Annotated in this window: 15 protein-coding genes and 1 tRNA gene; 8 read left to right on the top strand and 8 right to left on the bottom strand. The window is 63.7% G+C overall.

Translation table 11 applies throughout. The features are described from left to right. Positions 1-28 precede the first annotated feature (28 nt). A complete protein-coding gene (locus ACQY46_RS13465) occupies positions 29-490 on the top strand; it encodes an Lrp/AsnC family transcriptional regulator (protein ID WP_306031238.1) in 462 nt (153 codons plus the stop codon). Between the two features lie 201 nt (positions 491-691). Next, positions 692-765 (top strand) — tRNA-Cys (locus tag ACQY46_RS13460). A gap of 71 nt (positions 766-836) precedes the next feature. Here ACQY46_RS13460 and ACQY46_RS13455 read toward each other — a convergent pair. The 8 genes from ACQY46_RS13455 to ACQY46_RS13420 form a co-directional block, all read right to left on the bottom strand. Beyond that, entirely contained in the window at positions 837-2,438 is a 1,602-nt protein-coding gene (locus ACQY46_RS13455) for an amino acid adenylation domain-containing protein (protein ID WP_428696550.1), read from the bottom strand. A gap of 68 nt (positions 2,439-2,506) precedes the next feature. Beyond that, positions 2,507-3,859, bottom strand: coding sequence for a hypothetical protein (locus ACQY46_RS13450; RefSeq protein ID WP_428696549.1), 1,353 nt, complete (start codon positions 3,857-3,859; stop codon positions 2,507-2,509). Positions 3,860-3,892: 33 nt separating this feature from the next. Then, on the bottom strand, positions 3,893-4,570 hold the full coding sequence (locus ACQY46_RS13445; RefSeq protein ID WP_428696548.1) for a YggS family pyridoxal phosphate-dependent enzyme: 678 nt from the start codon (positions 4,568-4,570) through the stop codon (positions 3,893-3,895). Positions 4,571-4,635: 65 nt separating this feature from the next. Next, positions 4,636-5,919: a TRAP transporter large permease gene (locus ACQY46_RS13440; RefSeq protein WP_428696547.1), complete on the bottom strand. Its 1,284-nt coding sequence runs from the start codon at positions 5,917-5,919 to the stop codon at positions 4,636-4,638. After that, entirely contained in the window at positions 5,916-6,680 is a 765-nt protein-coding gene (locus tag ACQY46_RS13435; protein WP_428696546.1) for a TRAP transporter small permease, read from the bottom strand. The genes ACQY46_RS13440 and ACQY46_RS13435 overlap by 4 nt, the downstream gene beginning before the upstream one ends. 136 nt (positions 6,681-6,816) lie before the next feature. Further along, positions 6,817-7,887: a TRAP transporter substrate-binding protein DctP gene (dctP, locus tag ACQY46_RS13430; RefSeq protein WP_428696545.1), complete on the bottom strand. Its 1,071-nt coding sequence runs from the start codon at positions 7,885-7,887 to the stop codon at positions 6,817-6,819. Between the two features lie 350 nt (positions 7,888-8,237). Beyond that, the gene (ilvD, locus tag ACQY46_RS13425; RefSeq protein ID WP_428696544.1) at positions 8,238-9,911 is read right to left on the bottom strand and encodes a dihydroxy-acid dehydratase; all 1,674 of its coding nucleotides are present in this window, start codon (positions 9,909-9,911) and stop codon (positions 8,238-8,240) included. A 321-nt stretch (positions 9,912-10,232) separates the two neighbouring features. Next, positions 10,233-11,273 (bottom strand): LysR family transcriptional regulator, encoded by a 1,041-nt coding sequence (locus tag ACQY46_RS13420; RefSeq protein ID WP_428696543.1) that lies wholly within the window; start codon positions 11,271-11,273, stop codon positions 10,233-10,235. Positions 11,274-11,778: 505 nt separating this feature from the next. Between ACQY46_RS13420 and ACQY46_RS13415 the strand changes: the two genes are divergently transcribed. From ACQY46_RS13415 to ACQY46_RS13390, 6 genes are all read left to right on the top strand, one after another. Beyond that, positions 11,779-12,927 carry an acyl-CoA dehydrogenase family protein gene (locus tag ACQY46_RS13415; RefSeq protein ID WP_428696542.1) on the top strand — a complete coding sequence of 383 codons (1,149 nt, stop codon included), beginning with the start codon at positions 11,779-11,781 and terminating at the stop codon, positions 12,925-12,927. Between the two features lie 421 nt (positions 12,928-13,348). Next, complete coding sequence (locus ACQY46_RS13410; RefSeq protein ID WP_428696541.1) at positions 13,349-13,627, top strand: acyl carrier protein; 279 nt, start codon at positions 13,349-13,351, stop codon at positions 13,625-13,627. Positions 13,628-13,670: 43 nt separating this feature from the next. Then, on the top strand, positions 13,671-15,395 hold the full coding sequence (locus ACQY46_RS13405) for a cobalamin-dependent protein (protein ID WP_428696540.1): 1,725 nt from the start codon (positions 13,671-13,673) through the stop codon (positions 15,393-15,395). A 127-nt stretch (positions 15,396-15,522) separates the two neighbouring features. Continuing rightward, the gene (locus ACQY46_RS13400; RefSeq protein ID WP_428696539.1) at positions 15,523-16,530 is read left to right on the top strand and encodes a hypothetical protein; all 1,008 of its coding nucleotides are present in this window, start codon (positions 15,523-15,525) and stop codon (positions 16,528-16,530) included. A gap of 14 nt (positions 16,531-16,544) precedes the next feature. Further along, positions 16,545-17,555 (top strand): 3-oxoacyl-ACP synthase III family protein, encoded by a 1,011-nt coding sequence (locus ACQY46_RS13395; protein WP_428696538.1) that lies wholly within the window; start codon positions 16,545-16,547, stop codon positions 17,553-17,555. Further along, positions 17,552-18,643: an enoyl-CoA hydratase/isomerase family protein gene (locus tag ACQY46_RS13390; protein WP_428696537.1), complete on the top strand. Its 1,092-nt coding sequence runs from the start codon at positions 17,552-17,554 to the stop codon at positions 18,641-18,643. Before ACQY46_RS13395 ends, ACQY46_RS13390 begins: the two co-directional genes overlap by 4 nt. Positions 18,644-18,889: the final 246 nt, after the last annotated feature.

Here is an 18,889-nt window from a genome sequence, read left to right as displayed (position 1 = left end):
CGTCGTTTCTCCAGATAGGGGTTTTTCCATGCAGCCACTTGACGATACGGACCTGAAGATTCTCCGGGTGCTCCAGCAGGACGGATCGCTGAGCGTTTCGGAAGTCGCCGAGCGGGTCGGACTTTCGCAATCCCCGTGCTCCCGCCGCATCAACAGGATGATCGAGGACAAGATCATTCTCGGGCGCTCGATCATCCTGGACCGGCGCAAGCTCGGCTTCGATGCAACGATCCTCGTGCGCATCAAGCTCTCCGGTCACGGCCGCCAGTCGATCTCCGTGTTCCAGGAAGCCGCACTGCGCATTCCGGAGATCCAGGTCGTGCAATTGATGCTGGGCGAATTCGACTTCAATCTCCGCGTGGTCGTGCGCGACATGGACCATTTCCAGGCATTGCTGCGCGAGAAGCTCGTCATGCTGCCCGGCGTGCACGAAATTCAAAGCACCGTCATCCTGGAAGAGACGAAATATACCACACATCTCCCGATCTAGGCCACCATGCCTACAATACAATTCTATACATCCAACCAGATATCAACTAATATGAATCGCGTATTCAGAATAACAAAACAATTTATGAGCGTATTATGTATCAACATATCTTATTATAATAATTGAAAGGCAAAAATTTACTCACTAGCCTGAAATTGTCCTGCCGGGGAGTTGCTCATCTCCTGAACCCGGCAGGCCAGAGGCCTCGTGGCGGAATGGCGACGCAAGGGATTGCAACTCCCTAAATCCTGGTTCGAATCCAGGCGAGGCCTCCAACTCCCCCCTTTCAGTCCCTCGTTCGGCTGTCGGCAGCAGCGCGCTTCCTTGCCGCGCGCATCAAGCTCCCTCAAGCCGTCGCGCGCGCCGCCTGAACCGGCATGTTCAGGCGTGCCCGCAAGGCTTGCCGGTCGATCTTCCCGGTCGACGTCTTCGGCAGCGTCTCGACCAGTTCGAACCGCTCGGGAACCATGTAGTTGGGGACAAATCCGAGGCAGTGGCGCTTCAGCTTGCGCGCATCGAGATCTCCGTCCCGCGCGACGAGGAAGGCCGCCAGGTAACGTGCCCCCTCACCGTCCATGTCGTCGACGACCGCCACCTCGCCGATGGCCTCGTGCCGGAGCAGCGCGGTTTCCACCTCGCCGATGTTCACCCGGAAGCCCCGGATCTTCACCTGGGCATCCCGTCGCCCGACATAGTGGAAACTCCCGTCATCGCCGATCCGCACCAGATCGCCGGTCCGGTAGACGGGATCGGGGTAGAGATCGTGCCGGGGATCCTGGATGAAACGCGCCGCCGTCATTTGCGGATCGCGCCAGTATCCCTTGGCGACGGTCGGGCCGCGGGCGCAAAGTTCTCCGACCGATCCGGCCTCCTCCAGCAACGCGCCGTCCTCGCCGAGCACCAGCACTTCCATGTGCTCGCATGGTGCGCCAATGGGCAGCGGGCCCTCGCCGGGAAGCGCGGTGACGGGATGGCAGGTGACGTCGTTGAACTCCGTCGCGCCATAGACGTTGAAATAGAGCGCCTGCGGAAGTTTCGACATCAGGTCCCGCAGCTCCGCCGGAGGATAGGGCTCCCCGGCGAAGAAGATCAGGCGCAACGCGTCATGGAGCGTACCGTCCTCCGGCAACTGCCTTGCCATCAGGCGCAGCACCGAGGGCACCGACTGCCAGACGGTGATGCGGTTCACCGCAATGAACTCGACCAGGTCGACCGCCATGAAGCCGATCCCTTGCGGCACCAGATGCACCGCCGCCCCGTGGGCGAGCACCGTCCACACATCGAAGAGCGAAAGATCGAAATGCAGCGGAGCGTGCGAGGAAACGCGGTCTTGCGCGGTCAGCCCGAATTTCCATCCGGCCCAGTCCGAAAAGGCCGTGATATTGCCGTGGCTGATCATCACGCCCTTTGGGCGGCCGGTGGAGCCGGACGTATAGAGAATATAGGCCAGATCCCGATCGAGCGACCGCGGCGGCAGCGATGTGGCCGGCGCGTCCTGCGGCGAATCGGCCGCGAAGAAACGAAGGCGTGGATCGGTCTCCTCGCCCGGCCCCTCGCCGACCAGCAACACCGGCGGAACAGCAATGCCTTCCGCCAGCAGGGCCTCCAGCCGGGTCACCTTGTTGGCCGCCGACACCAGCGCGCTCGGTTCGCAATCGCCAAGGATATGGGCAAGGCGTGGCACCGGCCCCGTCGGGTCGAGCGGAACGCAGACGGCATCCGCCTTCAGGATGGCAAGGAGCGCGGCGACCGCCTCCGGCGACTTGTCCAGATAGATACCGACGCGGTCACCGCGCCGCACGCCCTGCCCGGCAAGGCGGCGGGCGAGGTCATTGGAACGGCGGTCGAGCTCGGCCCGCGTCCAGCGCACCTCCCCCATCACGACGGCAGGCGCGTCCGGGTCGTTGCCGGCCATCTCCTCCAGCAAACGCGGCATCGTGCGTGTCATTTCAGCCTCCTTGCCTCTCCGCCGTTTCCCGGACCGGCCGACCAACAGGGGCCGGCCCTGCCGTGCGGCTACAGGTCGTAGCGCCCCATCAGCCAGGCAAACAGCTGGAACCGCTCGCCGAGGAACCGTTCCGCCTTGCCCCACATCTCGTCTTCGGTGATGTCGCTGGGATATTTCCGGCCGACCTCGGAATGCGCGAACAGCGGGCGCAGCAGCGTCAGCGCCAGGATGTAGAAGAGGTCGTGATCCATCTTGTAGCTCTTGCGGCGATCTCCGTCCCACTCGGTGCGGATCGCCTCGCGGTGCTTCTTGAGAAGCTGCATGTGAGGGATGAAATAGCCCCACATGCGCCGCGAGATCTTGCGGATCTCGTCATCGGGAACCAGCGGGAAATAGCCCGAGATCTTCGCCGCGATCGGATCGAACTCGAGCAGGTTCTCGATCGTGTATTTGTCGAGGGCGGTCGGATAGCCGAGCTTGCCGACCATGCGATAGATCGCGCTGGCCAGATCCCGCCAGGCCTGCATGGCCTTGGCCGGCGCCGGCAGGTGATTGATGTCCTGGACGGAATCCAGGTCGATCAGGAACAGCTGCCGGTTCTCGACGGAATAGACGAAATTGCCCCAGTCGCCGGAATAGCGATACATCTCGGCCAGCGAGAAGTCGTGAAGCAGCTTGCCGGCCTCGCGGGCGAGCGCGCAGATCACCGTCAGGCGGACGCGCTCGTCATCAGGATCGCCCTCGATGCCGAGGGACGCCCGGATGGCGTCGTAATGCACGTCGAAATCCGGGTCGGTGCCGCGGGCAAGCCCGGCGCCGAACAGGATCTCCGAGATCCGGTAGGACGCGGAGCCCGGCGACAGGGTCAGCACGGCGCCCATCGGCTGTCCCTGGAAGTTCAGGTTGCCGCCATACTCGATCACCGCCAGCGGCGCGATGGTCGGAATGCCGTGCTTCACCAGCCGCTCGGACGACCAGTACTCGCGATGCGCCCGCTCATGGACGATGCCGCCGATCGGGCTCGGCGAACTGTAGGCATATTTGTACTCGCACTCGTTCGAGATGCCGAAATGCGGGTAGGTCACCAGATATTCGAGCAGGTCGGTGAGCGGGGGAACCGGATCGTTGCCGGCGTCGTCATGCAGCTTGTTGGAATATTCCGCATCGCCGGGAAGGATCGGGTTCCACAGGCCGACACCCTTCAGCTTCGCCGCGTGGAAGGTGACGGACGGGTCGTCCTTCAGCGTGATGGGCTCGTTCAGCGCCTCCCAGGATCCCCGGCCACGCCGCGTGAAGGTGGGCACATGACCGTTCCAGCTGGCGATGTCGAGCAGGCGCTTGAACTCCGCATCGGAGATGGTCAGCCCGTCGAACTGGTGGGTGATGGTGTAGTCGAGCTTCTGGTGCGTGTTGATGTTCATCGAAAGTCATCCCGAAACGGTTTGAAACTGCAGTCAGGCATAGGTGCGGCTGCCGAAGATCGCGGAGCCGACCCGCACGCTCGTCGCGCCGTGGATCACCGCCTTCTCGTAGTCGCCGGACATGCCCATCGAGCGACGATCGAGACCGGCCTTGTCGGCAAGCGCGGTCAGCAACTCGAAATGCGGCGCCGGGTCCTCGCCCGCCGGGGGGATGCACATCAGCCCCTCGATGGCGAGGCCGAGCTCCTTGCGGCAGCGGTCGACGAAAGCCACCGCCTCGTCCGGGTCGATGCCCGCCTTTTGCGGCTCGCGGCCGGTGTTGACCTGCACGTAGAGACGCGGCGCGCGTCCCTGGCGGGCGATCTCCTTGGCGATCTCGACTGCGATCTTCTCGCGGTCGACGCTCTCGATCACGTCGAACAGCGCCACCGCGTCGCGCGCCTTGTTGGATTGCAGCGGGCCAAGCAGGCGCAGCTCGATATCCGGATACTCGGCCTTCAGCGCCGGCCATTTCTCCTGCGCTTCCTGGACCTTGTTCTCGCCGAAGACGCGGCATCCGGCGGCGATCACCGGGCGTATCGCGTCCGCCTCGAACGTCTTGCTGACGGCGACAAGCGTCACCGGGCCGGCGTTGGCCTCGCGCACTTCCTCGGCCGCCGCGATCTTTCCCAGAACTGCCGTCAGCCGGCCTACCGATTCATCGCTGGTCATCATCCCTACTCGCTCAAACGTGGTTGCAGGAGCCGCGCCCGAAGCCGGGCGCGGGCATGGAAGTCTCAGACACCGACCCCGAAGAAACGCGGGACAAGAAGGGTGATCGCCGGGAAGATCGCGCAGAGCACGACGATCACCACATGGGCGAAGGCGAAGGGCATCGCCTCCCTGACGGCGCTTTCGTAAGGGGCGTTGGCTATTCGCGCGGCGGTCATCAGCGTCAGCCCGACCGGCGGCGTGATGTTTCCCAGATTGAGCGCCAGCAGCATCACCATGCCCGCATGCAAGGGGTCGAAACCCAGTTCCACGAGCGCGGGCGCCAGCACCGGAACGGCGATGATGATCGCGGGCAGCACGTCGATGAACATGCCGATCACGACGAGCAACGCCGCCACGGCCAGGATCTGCACGATCGGGTTGTCGCTCATCGTGGCGATCGTCTCGGCCGCGTGCCGGGCGATGCCGGAGCGGGTGACGAACCAGCCGAGCACGTTCGAGGCGCCGAGCAGCAGGAACACCACGCCGCTGAAGCTGACGGTGGAGACAAGCGCCTCCCACATGTCGCTCCGGCTCAGGCGCCGATAGGCGAAGCCGCCAAGCGCCAGCGCATAGATGCAGGCAATGACGGAGGCCTCCGTCACCGTCGTCAGCCCGCTCAGCACCCCGCCAAGGATGACGACCGGAATGCCCATCGCGGCCAGCGCGCTGATGCCGGTCGAGATCACCACGGACAGCATCACCCGCTGGTGGCTGGCATAACCGCGCCGCCAGGAAATGATGCCGCTGACGATCAGCATGGCGAGACCCATCATCAGCCCCGGCACGATGCCTGCCGCGAAGAGGCCGAGGATGGAGATGTCGCGCAAGGTCGCGGCATAGGCGATCATGATGATGCTGGGCGGGATGATCGGCCCGACGATGGCCGAACAGGCGGTCACGGCCGCGCAATAGGAGGCGCTGTAGCCCTCGCGGCGCATCGAGGGGATCAGCGTCTTGCCGATCGCCGCCGTCTCCGTCACCGCCGCGCCGGTCAGGCCGGCGAACAGCAGGCAAGTGGTCACGTTGACATGCGAGAGCGCCCCCGGCACCCGTCCGAAGAGCGAGGTGGCGAAGGCGATCAGCCGCTCGGTCAGGCCGGCGCGGTTCATGATCTCGGCGGTGATGATGAAATAGGGCACGGCGATCAGCACGTAACCCGAGACGCCGGAATAAAAGCGGTCGGCGAGAATGCCGAGGAAATCGACGCCGCCGATGGAGAACGCCCCCACCAGCCCGGCCGCCGTCAGCACCAGGCCGAGCGGCAAACCGATGAACATCAGAACGACAAAGGCGATGGAGGCGCTCATTTGACCAGCTCGAGCATCTTGCGCGGCGCATGTCCGGACGCGGGCGGTGGTTCGCCACCGCCATCGTTGACGGCATTGAGATTGCCGGCCGGCCCGTCGCCATAGTCCTGCATGGCACCGGCAAGCGCCGGTTCCCGCCCTTCCGCGCTCCCGCCCGGCGCCTCCTCGTCCGGCAGCATGTCGGCGCTGAGCACGCCGCGCTCCTCCAGCAGGGCCAGCCCGTCGACCAGGTGAAGGCAGAGGATGAGGCCGGCGACAGGCACGGATGCCGCCGTCCAGTGATGCGAGACCTGCAGGCTGCTGGAGATGATGTAGAGATTGGTCGCGTCGCGGAAGAAAGTGATGCCGTACCAGACCAGCGCCAGGGCGAAGATGGCGATAGCCGCAAGGTTGATCGCCTGCGCCAGCCGCGCGGCCCATCGCGGCAGCAGCCGGGCGACGGCCCCGATCGCGATGTGCTCGCCATACTTGAACGCGACGGTGATGCTCAGCATCCCCAGCCAGGGCAGGAACAGGCGGAAAAGGGAGGGACGGGTGTTGGCATAGGCAAAGGCCAGCGGGCCGCTGTCGAAGAGCGAGGCCTGACCGAAGCGGGAAAGCAGCGCCAGCAGCACTTCCAGCACGATCCCGGCGGCCGAGATAGCCAGCATCAGGGCCAGGATCACGGCGCAGACCGCGATGGTCGCCTGGTTGACCCCGTCGCTCATCCGGCGCAGGCCGAACAGCAGGCGCACGGATCCGTTCGTGGAAGACACGCTCATGTCCTGCTCCCGGGTTGGGTCCCTGAATTGCCGGAGCGGGACGATCCCGCCCGCGCCGCGACCGCGTTGCCGCGCGGCTCCGGCGAACGGGACCGGCGGGTCTGACACCGCCGCCCGTCCGCCATGATCGAGCGGATCAGTCGAGATAGTTCTCGACGACCGAGCGGTTCAGCTCGTCATTGATCCGCGTCACCTCGGCGCGCAATTCGTCATAGAGCGCCGCCTTCTCGCCGAACTCCTCGACCAGCCATTCGCGATAGACCGGTTGCGCGATCTCCCGCATCCGCGCCTTCTCCGTGTCCGACAGGATGTGGCATTCCTCGAACTTCTTGCAGGAGTTCACCCAGCCGATGACCGTGATCTGCGCGGCGATGCCATGCGCCATGGCGACGGCCTCGCGGGCCGAAGTCATGATGATCTTCTGGTAATCTTCGGGCAGCTCCGAAAACCACGCTTCGCTGACACTCCAGGTGATGGTGTTGTAGACATGGCCACTCCAGGTCGTGAAATTGGTCACGTCGTAGAGCTTGAAGATGTCGTTCACCCCCGGGGCATGGAAATGCCCGTCGACGAGCCCTGTCGCCAGGCCGGTCTGCAACTCGCCCCAGGGCAAGGGTGTGGGCGAGGCCCCCAGCGCTTTCATGATCGTCATGTGCGCCTGGTTTTCCTCGACCCGGATCCTCAGGCCCTTGAGGTCCTCGACGGTGCGGATCAGGCGCTTGTTGTTGGCGAAGGCAACGAAGCCGCCGCCATCGTCGAGCGTGCCGAGATAGCGCAGGCCGCTCTCCTCGACCATCGGCTTCATGAACTTCGCGAACCAGGGACTGTCGAAGAAGGCCCAGGCCGTGCGGTAGTCGGGAAACAGGAAGGGCGAGGTGATCATCTCGTAGTTGCGATAGAACGAGGCCTGGGTTCCGGAGCCCAGCATCACCGACTGGATGGTCTTGCCCGCACGCGTCTGTTGCGCTGCCTCGACCTCCCCGCCGAGCGCCCCGTTGCCGAAGACCTGGACATCGATATCGCCGTTGGTGGCGCTTTCCACCAGCTGCTCGAAATGCTTCAGGGCCGGCGCCGTCTCGTTGTTGGTGAGATCGTCGGGATAGAGATGCGCGATCGTCATCGTGTAGCTGGCCGCCATCGCCTGCGGCGCGGCGACAAGAACAAGGCCCGCGACAAGCGCTCCTGCTGCCATCGAACGGGCGACCATCGAACGGGCACCCCTCAGGCGCAACGGACCGCCGGCACGCGAACGGTTTCGGCGGCGCTCCGACGCGCCTCGTCCGCACTCCTCATTACTTTTGCGGAGGCAACAACAAGACCATTCTCCAGCAGACATAATCCCCTCCTCGCACGGACTTTATTTATGTTGATTATGCGGAGGAGGATATTAAGCAACCAAATGATGGTCTAATTCTATTTTTCTATTTCTGGTTATGGCGCGATCAACTTGATTTTTTTGAGACACAAGCACATCAGGCCGGAGCCCGTGAAGGCCCCGGCCGGCCGGATTCCGCGACCCGGCGCTGCTTGCGATGCGAACCCGTGGGGGCGTCCGGCTCAGCCGGTGACGGCCCCCTTGCTCGCCGGCGTGGCAAGCTTTGCGAACTTGCCGAGCACGCCGGTCCGGTAGCGCGGTTCCGGCTGACGCCAGTTCTTCCGCCGCCGCTCCAGCTCGGCATCGTCGACCTCGAGCTGCAACAGGTGGCGGGAGGCGTCGATGGTGATCGTGTCGCCCTCCTCCACCAGCGCGATCGTCCCGCCCTCGAAGGCTTCCGGCGTAACATGGCCGACAAGCATGCCCCAGGAGCCGCCCGAAAAGCGGCCATCGGTGATCAGCCCGACATCGGCGCCCAGCCCCCGGCCGATGATGGCCGATGTCGGAGCCAGCATCTCCGGCATCCCCGGTCCGCCCTTGGGGCCGAGATAACGGAGCACCAGCACGTCACCCTTGCGAATGCCGTCCGACAGGATCGCATCCATCGCGCTCTGCTCGTCATCGAAGACGCGCGCCGGTCCGGTGATCGAGGTCGCCTTCAGGCCGGTGATCTTGGCCACCGCGCCGTCCTCGGCGAGGTTGCCGCGCAGGATGGCCAGATGGCCCTGCTTGTAGAGCGCCTCGTCGATCGGACGGATGACATCCTGGTCGGCGGGCGGCGCGTCCGGCACATGCTCCAGCTCCTCCGCCAGGGTGCGGCCCGTGATGGTGATGCAATCGCCATGCAGCAGTCCGGCATTGAGCAGGATCTTCAGCACCTGCGGGATGCCCCCCGCCTTGTGCAGGTCGACGGCCATGTACTTGCCCGAGGGCTTCAGGTCGCAGATCACCGGCACCTTGAGACGGATCCGCTCGAAATCGTCGAGCGTCCATTCGACGTCGGCCGCGTGGCAGATCGCCAGATAATGCAGCACCGCGTTGGTCGAGCCGCCGGTCGCCATCACCAGCGCGATGGCATTCTCGACGCTCTTGCGGGTGACGACGTCACGCGGCTTGATGCCCTTCTTCACGGCCTCGACAAGGACGCGGGCGGATTCCGCGGTGGACTCGAATTTCTCCTGGTCGATATTGGCCATGGTCGAGGAGTAGAGCAGCGCCATGCCGAGCGCCTCGAAGGAGGAGCTCATCGTGTTCGCGGTGTACATGCCCCCGCAGGCGCCGGTCGTCGGGCAGGCGTTGCGCTCGATGCCCTCGAAATCCTCTTCGCTCATCCGGCCGGCCTTGATCGCGCCGACGGCCTCGAAGGCGGAGATGACGGAAAGGTCCTGCCCCTTCCACTTGCCGGGCTTGATCGTGCCGCCATAGACATAAATGGCGGGCACGTTGGCCCGCACGATGCCGATCATGCCGCCGGGCTTGTTCTTGTCGCAGCCGCCGAGCACGAGGACGCCGTCCATCCACTGGCCCTGGACCGTCATCTCGACGCAGTCGGCAATGACCTCGCGCGAGATCAGCGAGTATTTCATGCCTTCCGTGCCCATCGCCATGCCGTCGGAAATCGTCGGCACGCCGAAAACCTGAGGATTGGCGCCCGCCTCCTTGATCGCCTTGATGGCGATGTCGGCCAGCGGCTGAAGGCCTGCGTTGCAGGGCGTGATGGTCGAGTGCCCGTTGGCAACGCCGATCATCGGATTGTCGAAATCTTCCTTGGTATAGCCGAGACCATAGAACATGGCCCTGTTCGGCGAACGCTCGATCCCTTGCGATATCGTCTTCGAACGCTCGTTGTATGCCACCCGCAATCCTCCCTCAGGCAATGCTTGGCGCCGGGCCGCCCGTTTCTCCCGATCCGTCCTGCGCCCCGGCCCCGGCAGCGTTTGCGAAGAGTTCCTGGAACGGCCCCAACGGGTCGTTCGAACGGAACATGCACATTGCTGTAAAGGCTTATGCAGTCGGCATTTTCGGCGAAGTTAGCGCCTCGCCACTCATTTCAGAAATATATTTGTCATATGCTTTTGAGTGATTTTACATATTAATCGCAGGCCTGAAAAGCGCGGAGGCGCCGGACCGGCGACATGGCCGGTCCGGCGCCTCGCGCCAAGGCGTTTCGACGCGCCTCAGCCTCCTCCGGGAAGCCCCTGGCCGTTGAAGCCGGATGTCGCCTGCTTCATGGCAACGGCCGCCGGGGCGGAGACCTCGCCCAATCCGGGAAGTGCGCCGGCAAGATCCGACCCGCCATCGCCCGGCTCGCGATCCTGATCGCTGGCGTTCCTGGCGATCTCGACCAGGCGCAACACGGTCGGCGAGGGATCGTCACGTCGCCAGACAAGGCCCGTCTCGATCACCGGCGGCTTGCCTTCCAGGCCGACATAGCGCACGCCGACGCGGCCGAGCCGGCGCAGGGAGCCCGGCACCAGCGCGATCCCCATCCCGGCCGAAACGAGACTGATGATGGTCTGCATCTGGATCGCCTCCTGCCCGATTGTCGGCTGGAGACCGTTGGCGACGAAATAGGTCGTGATCACGTCATGGAAGGCGGGGGCGGAGCGCCGCGGAAACAGCACCAGCGGCTCGTCCGCGACATCCTGGATGCGCAACCGCCCGCCGGACACGTCGACCCGGCCCGAACGAACCCAGTCCTCGGGCACGGCCGCCATCAGCGGCTCGTGCAGCAGCGGCAGGTAGTCGAGCGAGGAATGCAGCGTCTGGTGCAGCGGGATGATCAGTCCGGCATTGATGTCTCCCTGCATCAGGGCCTCGATCTGCAGGTCGCTGGTCATCTCCTTCAGCGACACCTTCACCTCCGGATAGGTGGCGCCGTAGTGACTGATCAGTTCCGGCAGCAGATTGTAATCCGCCGTGGTGACGAAACCGAGCTTGAGGGAACCGATCTCTCCCCGCGCGAGCTGGCGCGCCAGCGCGGGCAAAGCCTCGACCTCCTCCAGCAGCTTGCTGACATGGGAGAGCAGGTGCTCGCCAACCGGTGTCAGGGCGACATTGCGCTTCGTCCGCTTGAAAAGCGTGACGGACAATTCCTCCTCGAGCGCAAGGATCGCCTGGCTGAGCGGGGGTTGCGTCATGCAGAGCCGCTCAGCGGCCCGGCCGAAATGCAACTCCTCTGCAACCGTTACGAAGAACTTCAACCTCCTGAGATTCATTGCTTGCCTTCTTCTCCCTCGGAATTGGTACTTGAACGCCGCCGTAAAAATTCACTCCCAAACCTTTATATGGCAAAAATATATATTTCTCGACACGCACGGAAAGTTGTATCTTGGTTGTAATTAAAATTAGTTTCTCGTACTAGGAGTGCCTATAATACTGAGAATAGGATTTTGTCACGCTCAAGGCAGGGATGCGAAAAGACCCACTCATACGTGTTTCGTCCTACTTGGGCTATATATGCATATTTCATAAACATTTAAGAATAACGCCCCTTCTTGCAACAAAATATACAATCGCGTGCATGCCACGAAAGAAACGAAAACGAAATGGAGGAAAGAAGGAAAGAAACAATCAAAACTTTCCCTTCGTAAGGAATCGCAACCTGCAGTCGCATCGCGAACGTCCTGTGGCGGAGCCCTCCGCCCGGGCGGCCGGCATGTCGAAAGGGTTGGCGCAGAGGCCGAGGATCCCCGCCGGGCGGGGCAGGCAAGAGGAGCAGACATGGATTTCAGCTTCACCCCGGAACAGGAAGCCTTCAAGGAAAAGGTGGTCCGTTTCGCCCGCGACGAACTCAACGAAGGCGACCTCACCCAGCGTGACCGGGACTGTGTCCTGTCACGGGACCTGTGGAAGAAGATCGCCTCCTTCGGCATTCTCGGCCTGCCCTTCGAAAAGACCTATGGCGGCAGCGAGCAGGACATCATCACCACGGTGCTGGCGATGGAGGCGCTCGGCTACGGCTGCCGCGACAACGGCCTTCTGTTCAGCATGAACGGCCAGATGTGGACCGTGCAGATGCCCATCGCCCAGTTCGGGTCTCCCGAGCAGAAGGAGAAATACCTGAAGGGTCTGATCTCCGGCGAGATGATCGGCGCCCACGGCATCACCGAGGCGGAGGCCGGGTCCGACGTGATGAGCCTGGGCACCACCGCGACCCGCGACGGCGACCACTACGTCCTCAACGGCGCCAAGGTGTTCTGCACCAACGGCCCCGTCGCAGACGTCTTCGTCATCTTCGGAACCGTCGACAAGAGCGCCGGCTCGCTCGGCCTCACCGGCTTTATCGTCGACCGCGACACGCCGGGCCTCGAGATCAGCCCGAACCGCCAGAAGATGGGCCTGCGAACCTCGCCCATGGCCTGGCTGACGCTCAAGGACTGCCGCGTGCCGGTCAGCGCCAGGATCGGAAAGGAGGGCCAGGGCGGGCGCATCTTCAACAACTCGATGGAGTGGGAGCGCAGCTCCATCCTCGCCAATCTTGTCGGCGCCATGGAGCACCAGGTCGAGCAATGCGTCCTGCACGCCAACAAGCGCACGCAGTTCCGCAAGCCGATCGGCAAGTTCCAGTCGGTCTCCAACCGCATCGTCGACATGAAGCTGAGGCACGAGACCTCGCGCCTGCTTCTCTACAAGGTCGCATGGCTGAAGAAGACCAAGGGGAGCTGCGCGATGGAGGCGGCGCTCGCCAAGCTCTATCTGAGCGAGGCCTGGGTGGCGTCGTGCCAGAACTCCGTCGTGATCCATGGCGGCTACGGCTACATGCAGGACTACGAAGTCGAGCGGGACTTCCGCGATGCGGTCGGCAGCCTGCTCTATTCCGGCACGTCCGACATCCAGCGCACCATCGCGGCCCGCGCCTTGGGCCTTTAGGGGGCCTGCAGGAGCCCTGCAAGGGGCCTAGCAGGGCTCCAGCGCGACCGCACCCCGGAAACGTTCGGCAAAACAGTCCGGACGGCACCACCCGACCTGTCCGACTGCGTGACGGATCCGTCAGATCCGTCACGCACCTGTATAAATTGCGTATACATCTCGAATTACAATATATTTCTCGATATTTATTTGCACATACACACGATATTGACTGTAGGTAAATTGCAAATATTCTTCCAAATGCGCGCTGAATCGAATTTCGATCTAAAAATATCAAGAACATTGAAAAGAAATTCGGGCTTCGAATGAGGCGCTAACCACATCGGGCGCGACTGTCGAAAGACCGGCCGATGCTGCGACATCCGGCGGGATCGCCCGTGAGGCGATGCCAGGCGACCGGTAAACCGAGGAGGAAATGGCGATGACCGCTCAGGCAACCAAGCTCAACGATGTCCACAAGACCCTGCTGGAGTACCTGCTGGAAAACTCCGGCGTGAGCGTGCCCGGGGGGATCGACCCGGAGGAGAACCTGCTCGACAGCGGCATTCTCGATTCACTCGGCATCGCCGAGATCACCGAATATGTCGAGAAGGAGTTCGGCATCGTCATCGACGAGGACGAGATCACCTCGCAAAACTACAAGACGCTCAATGCCTTGACCAATTTCTGTCACAGCAAGATCACCGCCGCCGCGGCCTGAGGGCACTGCCCGCACGCTACGGCGCCAAACGGATGGCGATATCATGACAAGCACAGTCAAGGCGGACCTCATCCTGGTCCATGCCCCGGCGATCTTCGATTTCCGCAATCGCGACGATTTCGCGCTCGGCTGGTATGCAAGCCAGGAGAGCAGCAACGTCACACCGATCTTCGAGATGCACCCGCTCGGCTTCCTGTCGATCAAGAGCTTCATGGCCGAGCGCGGGCTCGACGTGAAGATCGTCAACCTCGCCTCGCTGATGCTCAAGCACCCGACGCTCGACGTCGAGAAGCTGCTCGAGCATCTCGACGCGCCCGCCTTCGGCATCGACCTGCACTGGCTGCCCCATTGCCAGGGTTCGATCGAGGTCGCGGGCCTTTTGAAGAAGGTCCATCCCGACAGCTTTGTCGTCTTCGGCGGTATCGTCTCCACCTACTACGCCCGCGAGATGATGCAGTATCCGCAGATCGACGGCGTCATTCGCGGCTACGACACGCTTGAGCCTTTCGCCAATCTGGTCAGCCAGATCAAGCGCGGCGTCCGCGGCCGCTACGACGTGGAGAACCTCGTCTACAAGGACAAGGGCGAGATGGTCGACAACGGCCACTCCTACACACCGGAGATCCTCAACGACGTCGCCATCGACTGGTCGAAGATGTTCCCCAAGACCGACAGCCTGCTCAACATGCCCAACCTGATGGTGCTGCCGAACACCGGCTGCCAGCAGAGCTGCGGCTGGTGTTCAGGCTCGCGCTGGGCCTACCAGCGGATGATGAATGTCGAGAAGAAGACCGTCTTCCACCGGCGCTCGGAACAGCTCGAACGGGAGATCTTGACGTTCCCCAAGACGGAATCGCCCCTGAGCGTCTACACGCTTCAGGCCTATTCGGAATCCTCCCCAAGGCTGCTCTCCTATCTGCGGGCGGTGTCCGAAAGCGGCGTTGTCAACTCGGTCTCCTTCGAGCAGTTCCGCCTGACCAAGCCGTCCGTCCTCAAGCAGATGGTGGCGGCGGCGCCCAATCTCGACATCTACATCAACCTCTCCCCGCAGTCGCACGACGTGGAGATCAGCCGGCTGACCGGCCGGGGAACCTACACCAACGAGGAGATGGAAGCCTGGATCGCCGAGGCGCTCGATATCGGCATCAAGGGCTTCTACCTCTGGTACACGATCGGCATGCCCCAGCAGACCCACGCCTCGGTGATGGAGACGGTCGCCTATTCGCGCCGGCTGATGGAGCGCTTTCCGGACGACAAGGTGGTGCCGACGATCTTCGGCATGGTTCCCTTCCTCGATCCCGGCTGCCAGTGGTTCGAGCAGCCGGCCGAGCACGGCTACACCGTGTTCCACCGCGACCTGGAATCGCATCGCCAATCGCTCACCCAGCCGCGCTGGCGCGACGCGATGAACTACGAGACCAAGTGGATGAAGCGCGACGAGTTCCTGCCCTCGATGTACGAGGCGATGCAGGTGATGGCCAATGACAAGGCGGATTTCGGACGCATCACCAAGCGCTCGATCAAGATCGTCAACGACCGCATCGACCACCTGCGTCACCTGACCGGGTCCATCGACCGGGAAATGGAGGCCAGCGGCCGGCTCTCCTCGTCGCTGCGCAGCGAGCTTGCCGCGCACAACAACGAGATCCTCTCCTACGCGGCCGATGTCGCTCTGGTGAGGAAGCCGCTGTCGGGACGCTGGTACGACGACCACACCGTGCCGCAGGACATCATCGACGCCTGCACCAGCAAGGCCCAGGCCGCCTGAACGGCAAGGCCGCGGCAACAGCTCCAGGCCCGGCGGTGCATCCGCGCCGTTCGCGACCGGTGGCGGCACTCCGCCGCCGGGCCGCCGGGCCGTGCCCTCCCCTTTCATCCAAGGACGGACAACGACCATGCAAGCTGCCGGAACCACCCGCAACGACAGTGTCGGAATTCTCGCCGCCGCCCGTTACCTGCCGGAGAAAAAGCAGGATCTTGGCGAGATCCTCGCCCGCGAGGGCCTGCAGGACAGCATGGCGGCCGCATCCGGCATCGGCGTGACGGGCGTCCATGTCTTCGAAGGCGAAAGCCCGACCGACATGGCCGTCTCGGTTTCCCGCCTGGTGCTCGAGGAAGCCGGGCTGACGCCGCTCGACCTTGATGCGATCATCGACTTCTCGGTGATGCCGCAACGCTATGTCGAGCCGGCCTGGTCGATGAGCAACGAGCTGCAGGCGGAACTCGGTGCCAAGAAGGCCTTCACGCTGGGATACAGCGGTGGCGGCTGCGCCAACCTCCACGCCGGGCTGAAATTCGCCCGCGCCCTCATCCGCGCCAATGCCGATGTCGACCGGGTGCTGCTCGTGGCCGCCGACCAGGCGATCGCCGGCAACCGGGTGATCGCGGCGGACGGGCCGGTGACCGTTCTCGGAGACGGGGCCAGCGCGGTGATCGTTGCCCGCGGCGAAGGCAAGGCGACGATCGTCGGCACGGCCCTGCGCTCCAACGGGCACATGCACGACGTCCTCAACATTCCCGGCGGCGGCATGGCGCATCCGACCCGGCTCGATCTCTACCGCCTCACCCTGGATGCGACCAAGCTTGCCTCCGTCGACCGGATGGGCGAGCTGCGCGGTCTCGTCGACAAGCTGCTCGGGCGGCACGGGCTGTCGGGCACCGACATCGGCCGCTTCGTCACCTCCAACATCTCGCTGGAGGACACGCGGCACTTCGGCGAGACGATGAATGCCAACGGCCGGCTCGCCAGCAACGGCTTCGCCGCGCATGGCCACCTGCATTCCTCCGATCTCGTTTTCAACATGCTCGAACTGATGGCGGGCGACGTGCCGGCCGACACCCATGTCGTGATGGCAAGCCACGGTCTCGGCTTCCTTTACGGCGCCACCCTGCTCAAGTTCTGACGAGGGAGTTTCCCATGGATCACGTCGGCATATTGTCGGAAGCCTTCTATCTCCCGCCGGACAAGAAGCTGGTCGAGGACGTCTTCCGCGACGAGGACGTTCCCTTCGGCACGCTGTCGAAGCATATCGACTTCCAGCGCGACATCGGCATTCACGACATTCACGTCACGGACGAACTGCCGTCGGTGCTGGCGATCGAGGCTGCCACGCGTGCCCTCGACCAGGCCGGGGTCAAACCAGAGGATGTCGACCTTGTTGTCGATTTCACCTCGATCCCGGAGGATTATGTCGGACCGACATGGTCTGCCGCCGGCCTGGTGCAGGAGCGGCTCGGGCTCGTCAACGCCTTCGCAACGGCAGTCAATACCGGGGGCTGCGCCAGCTACCACCTGGCATTGAAGACCGTCATGTCGCTGATGCTGTCCGATGACGACGTGGAGACTGCCCTGCTGTTCGCCGGCGACCGCACGCCGGAGCTGAACAAGACCTACTACCCCATCACCGTGGCCAGCGATGGCGGCAGCGCCATCGTGCTGCGCAAGAATGCGGCCCGCGCCCGCATTCTGGGCGTAGAGACGATCTCCATCGGCCGGCTGCACGATGTCTGGTATGTGCCCGGCCTGCAGAACCGGCAACCGAACGAGGAGGTCACCGAAAAGCTGCTGCACATGTATGCCAAGATGGACAAGTTCAACGAGGGTGTCATCCCGATCAATTTCCGCATGTTCGGCAAGGTGATGAAGCAGCTCCTCGACAAGCTCGACATGAGCTTCGACGATGTCGACTACTACATCTACCCGACCTTCTCGACCTGGGATCAGGCCTATTTCATGAAGAAATTCGACCTCGATCCGGACAAGGTCTACACGCGGGCCCTGCGCCATCGCGGCCATGTGCAGGAAAGCGACATGGTGATCAACTATGCCGAAGCGGTCGAGCTGGAACTGATCCGCCCGGGCGACAAGGTCATGGTGGTCTCCAACGGGGCGGGCTTTGCCTGGTCGGCAGCCCTCATCCATCATTGAGCGCGCTTTCAGGCACCCTGCCCGGCCGGGCCTTTCCGGCCGGCGAACCGCCCGTCCTCGTCCGGCGGCAGGGCCTTGCCGGGCGGATCACGCTCAACCGGCCGCGCGCCCTCAACATGCTGAACGAGCCGATGCTGGGAGCGATTGAGGCGGCGCTTTCCGACTGGCGCCACGACCCCGGCATACGGCTCGTCATTCTCGATGCGGCCGGCACCCGGGCCTTTTGCGCCGGCGGCGACATCGCCGCCGTGCACGGGCGCGTCATCGCCGGCGACAGTGCCGGTGCGCGGGCGCACTGCGCCCGCGAATATGCGCTCGACGCGGCGATTGCCGGCTATCCCAAACCGGTCGTCGTGCTGATGGACGGCGCCACCATGGGCGGCGGCATCGGCCTTGCCTCGCATGCCAGCCATCCGGTCGTCACGGAACGCAGCACCCTGGCGATGCCCGAATGCGCCATCGGCTGGATCCCGGATTCCGGCGCGAGCCTGCTGCTCGCCCGCATGCCCGGACATCTTGGCGACTGGCTCGCGCTCACCGGCGAGAAGGTCGGGGCGCATGATGCGATCGCCCTCGGCCTTGCCCGCCATCTCGTCGCCTCCGACCGTCTGGACACCCTGGTCGACCGCCTGTGCCGGGATGGTGAGACGAAGGCCCTTGCGGACCTGGAGGAGGCGCCCGGTCCTGCGCGTCTCCTGTCCCTGCAGCCGATTGTCGACGAGGTGTTCGCAAGTGCCGGCGTCCCGGCCGTCCTTGCCCGGCTGGACGGCATCCGCCAGGGCGACGATACTGACCCGGGCGCCGACATCTCGTGGGCGTCGCATACCGCGGCCGCCATGCGCAAGGCCTCGCCGCTGTCGCTGGCGCTGGCGCTGGCGGCGATCGGGCAGGCCCGTATGCAAGGAACGCTGGAGGCTGCCCTTGCCTGCGAACTCTCCATCGTCAGCCGGCTGATGACCCATGCGGATTTCGCCGAGGGCATTCGTGCCGCCATGATCGACCGCGACCGCAAGCCGGTCTGGCATCACCCGCATGACCGTGTTTTCGAGGTTGATGAGCTTGCCCGGTTCCTTGACAGTTCCCCCTGAAAGGTCAGTCGCAAAGGCACCTGAATGCCCGGAAATTATATATTTCACGCACTTCTGGGCTGGCTTTAGATTTCCCGTGTAAGACGCAGAAATACAGAAAAACGATGTGGGGTTGCGGGGCGCCGGTCTGGCGCTTTCGTCGTCGCGCAGACGACATCACACCGCACCTTTCGTCTTGCCAACCGTTTCACGGCATCACGCCGTCGGTATCGCCGTCCGCAGGGCTGGCGGTCTCGAAAACGCATT

The sequence above is a fragment of the Stappia sp. genome, assembly GCF_965276915.1.
Taxonomy (GTDB): domain Bacteria; phylum Pseudomonadota; class Alphaproteobacteria; order Rhizobiales; family Stappiaceae; genus Stappia.
This window is presented reverse-complemented; position numbering and strand designations above follow the sequence as displayed.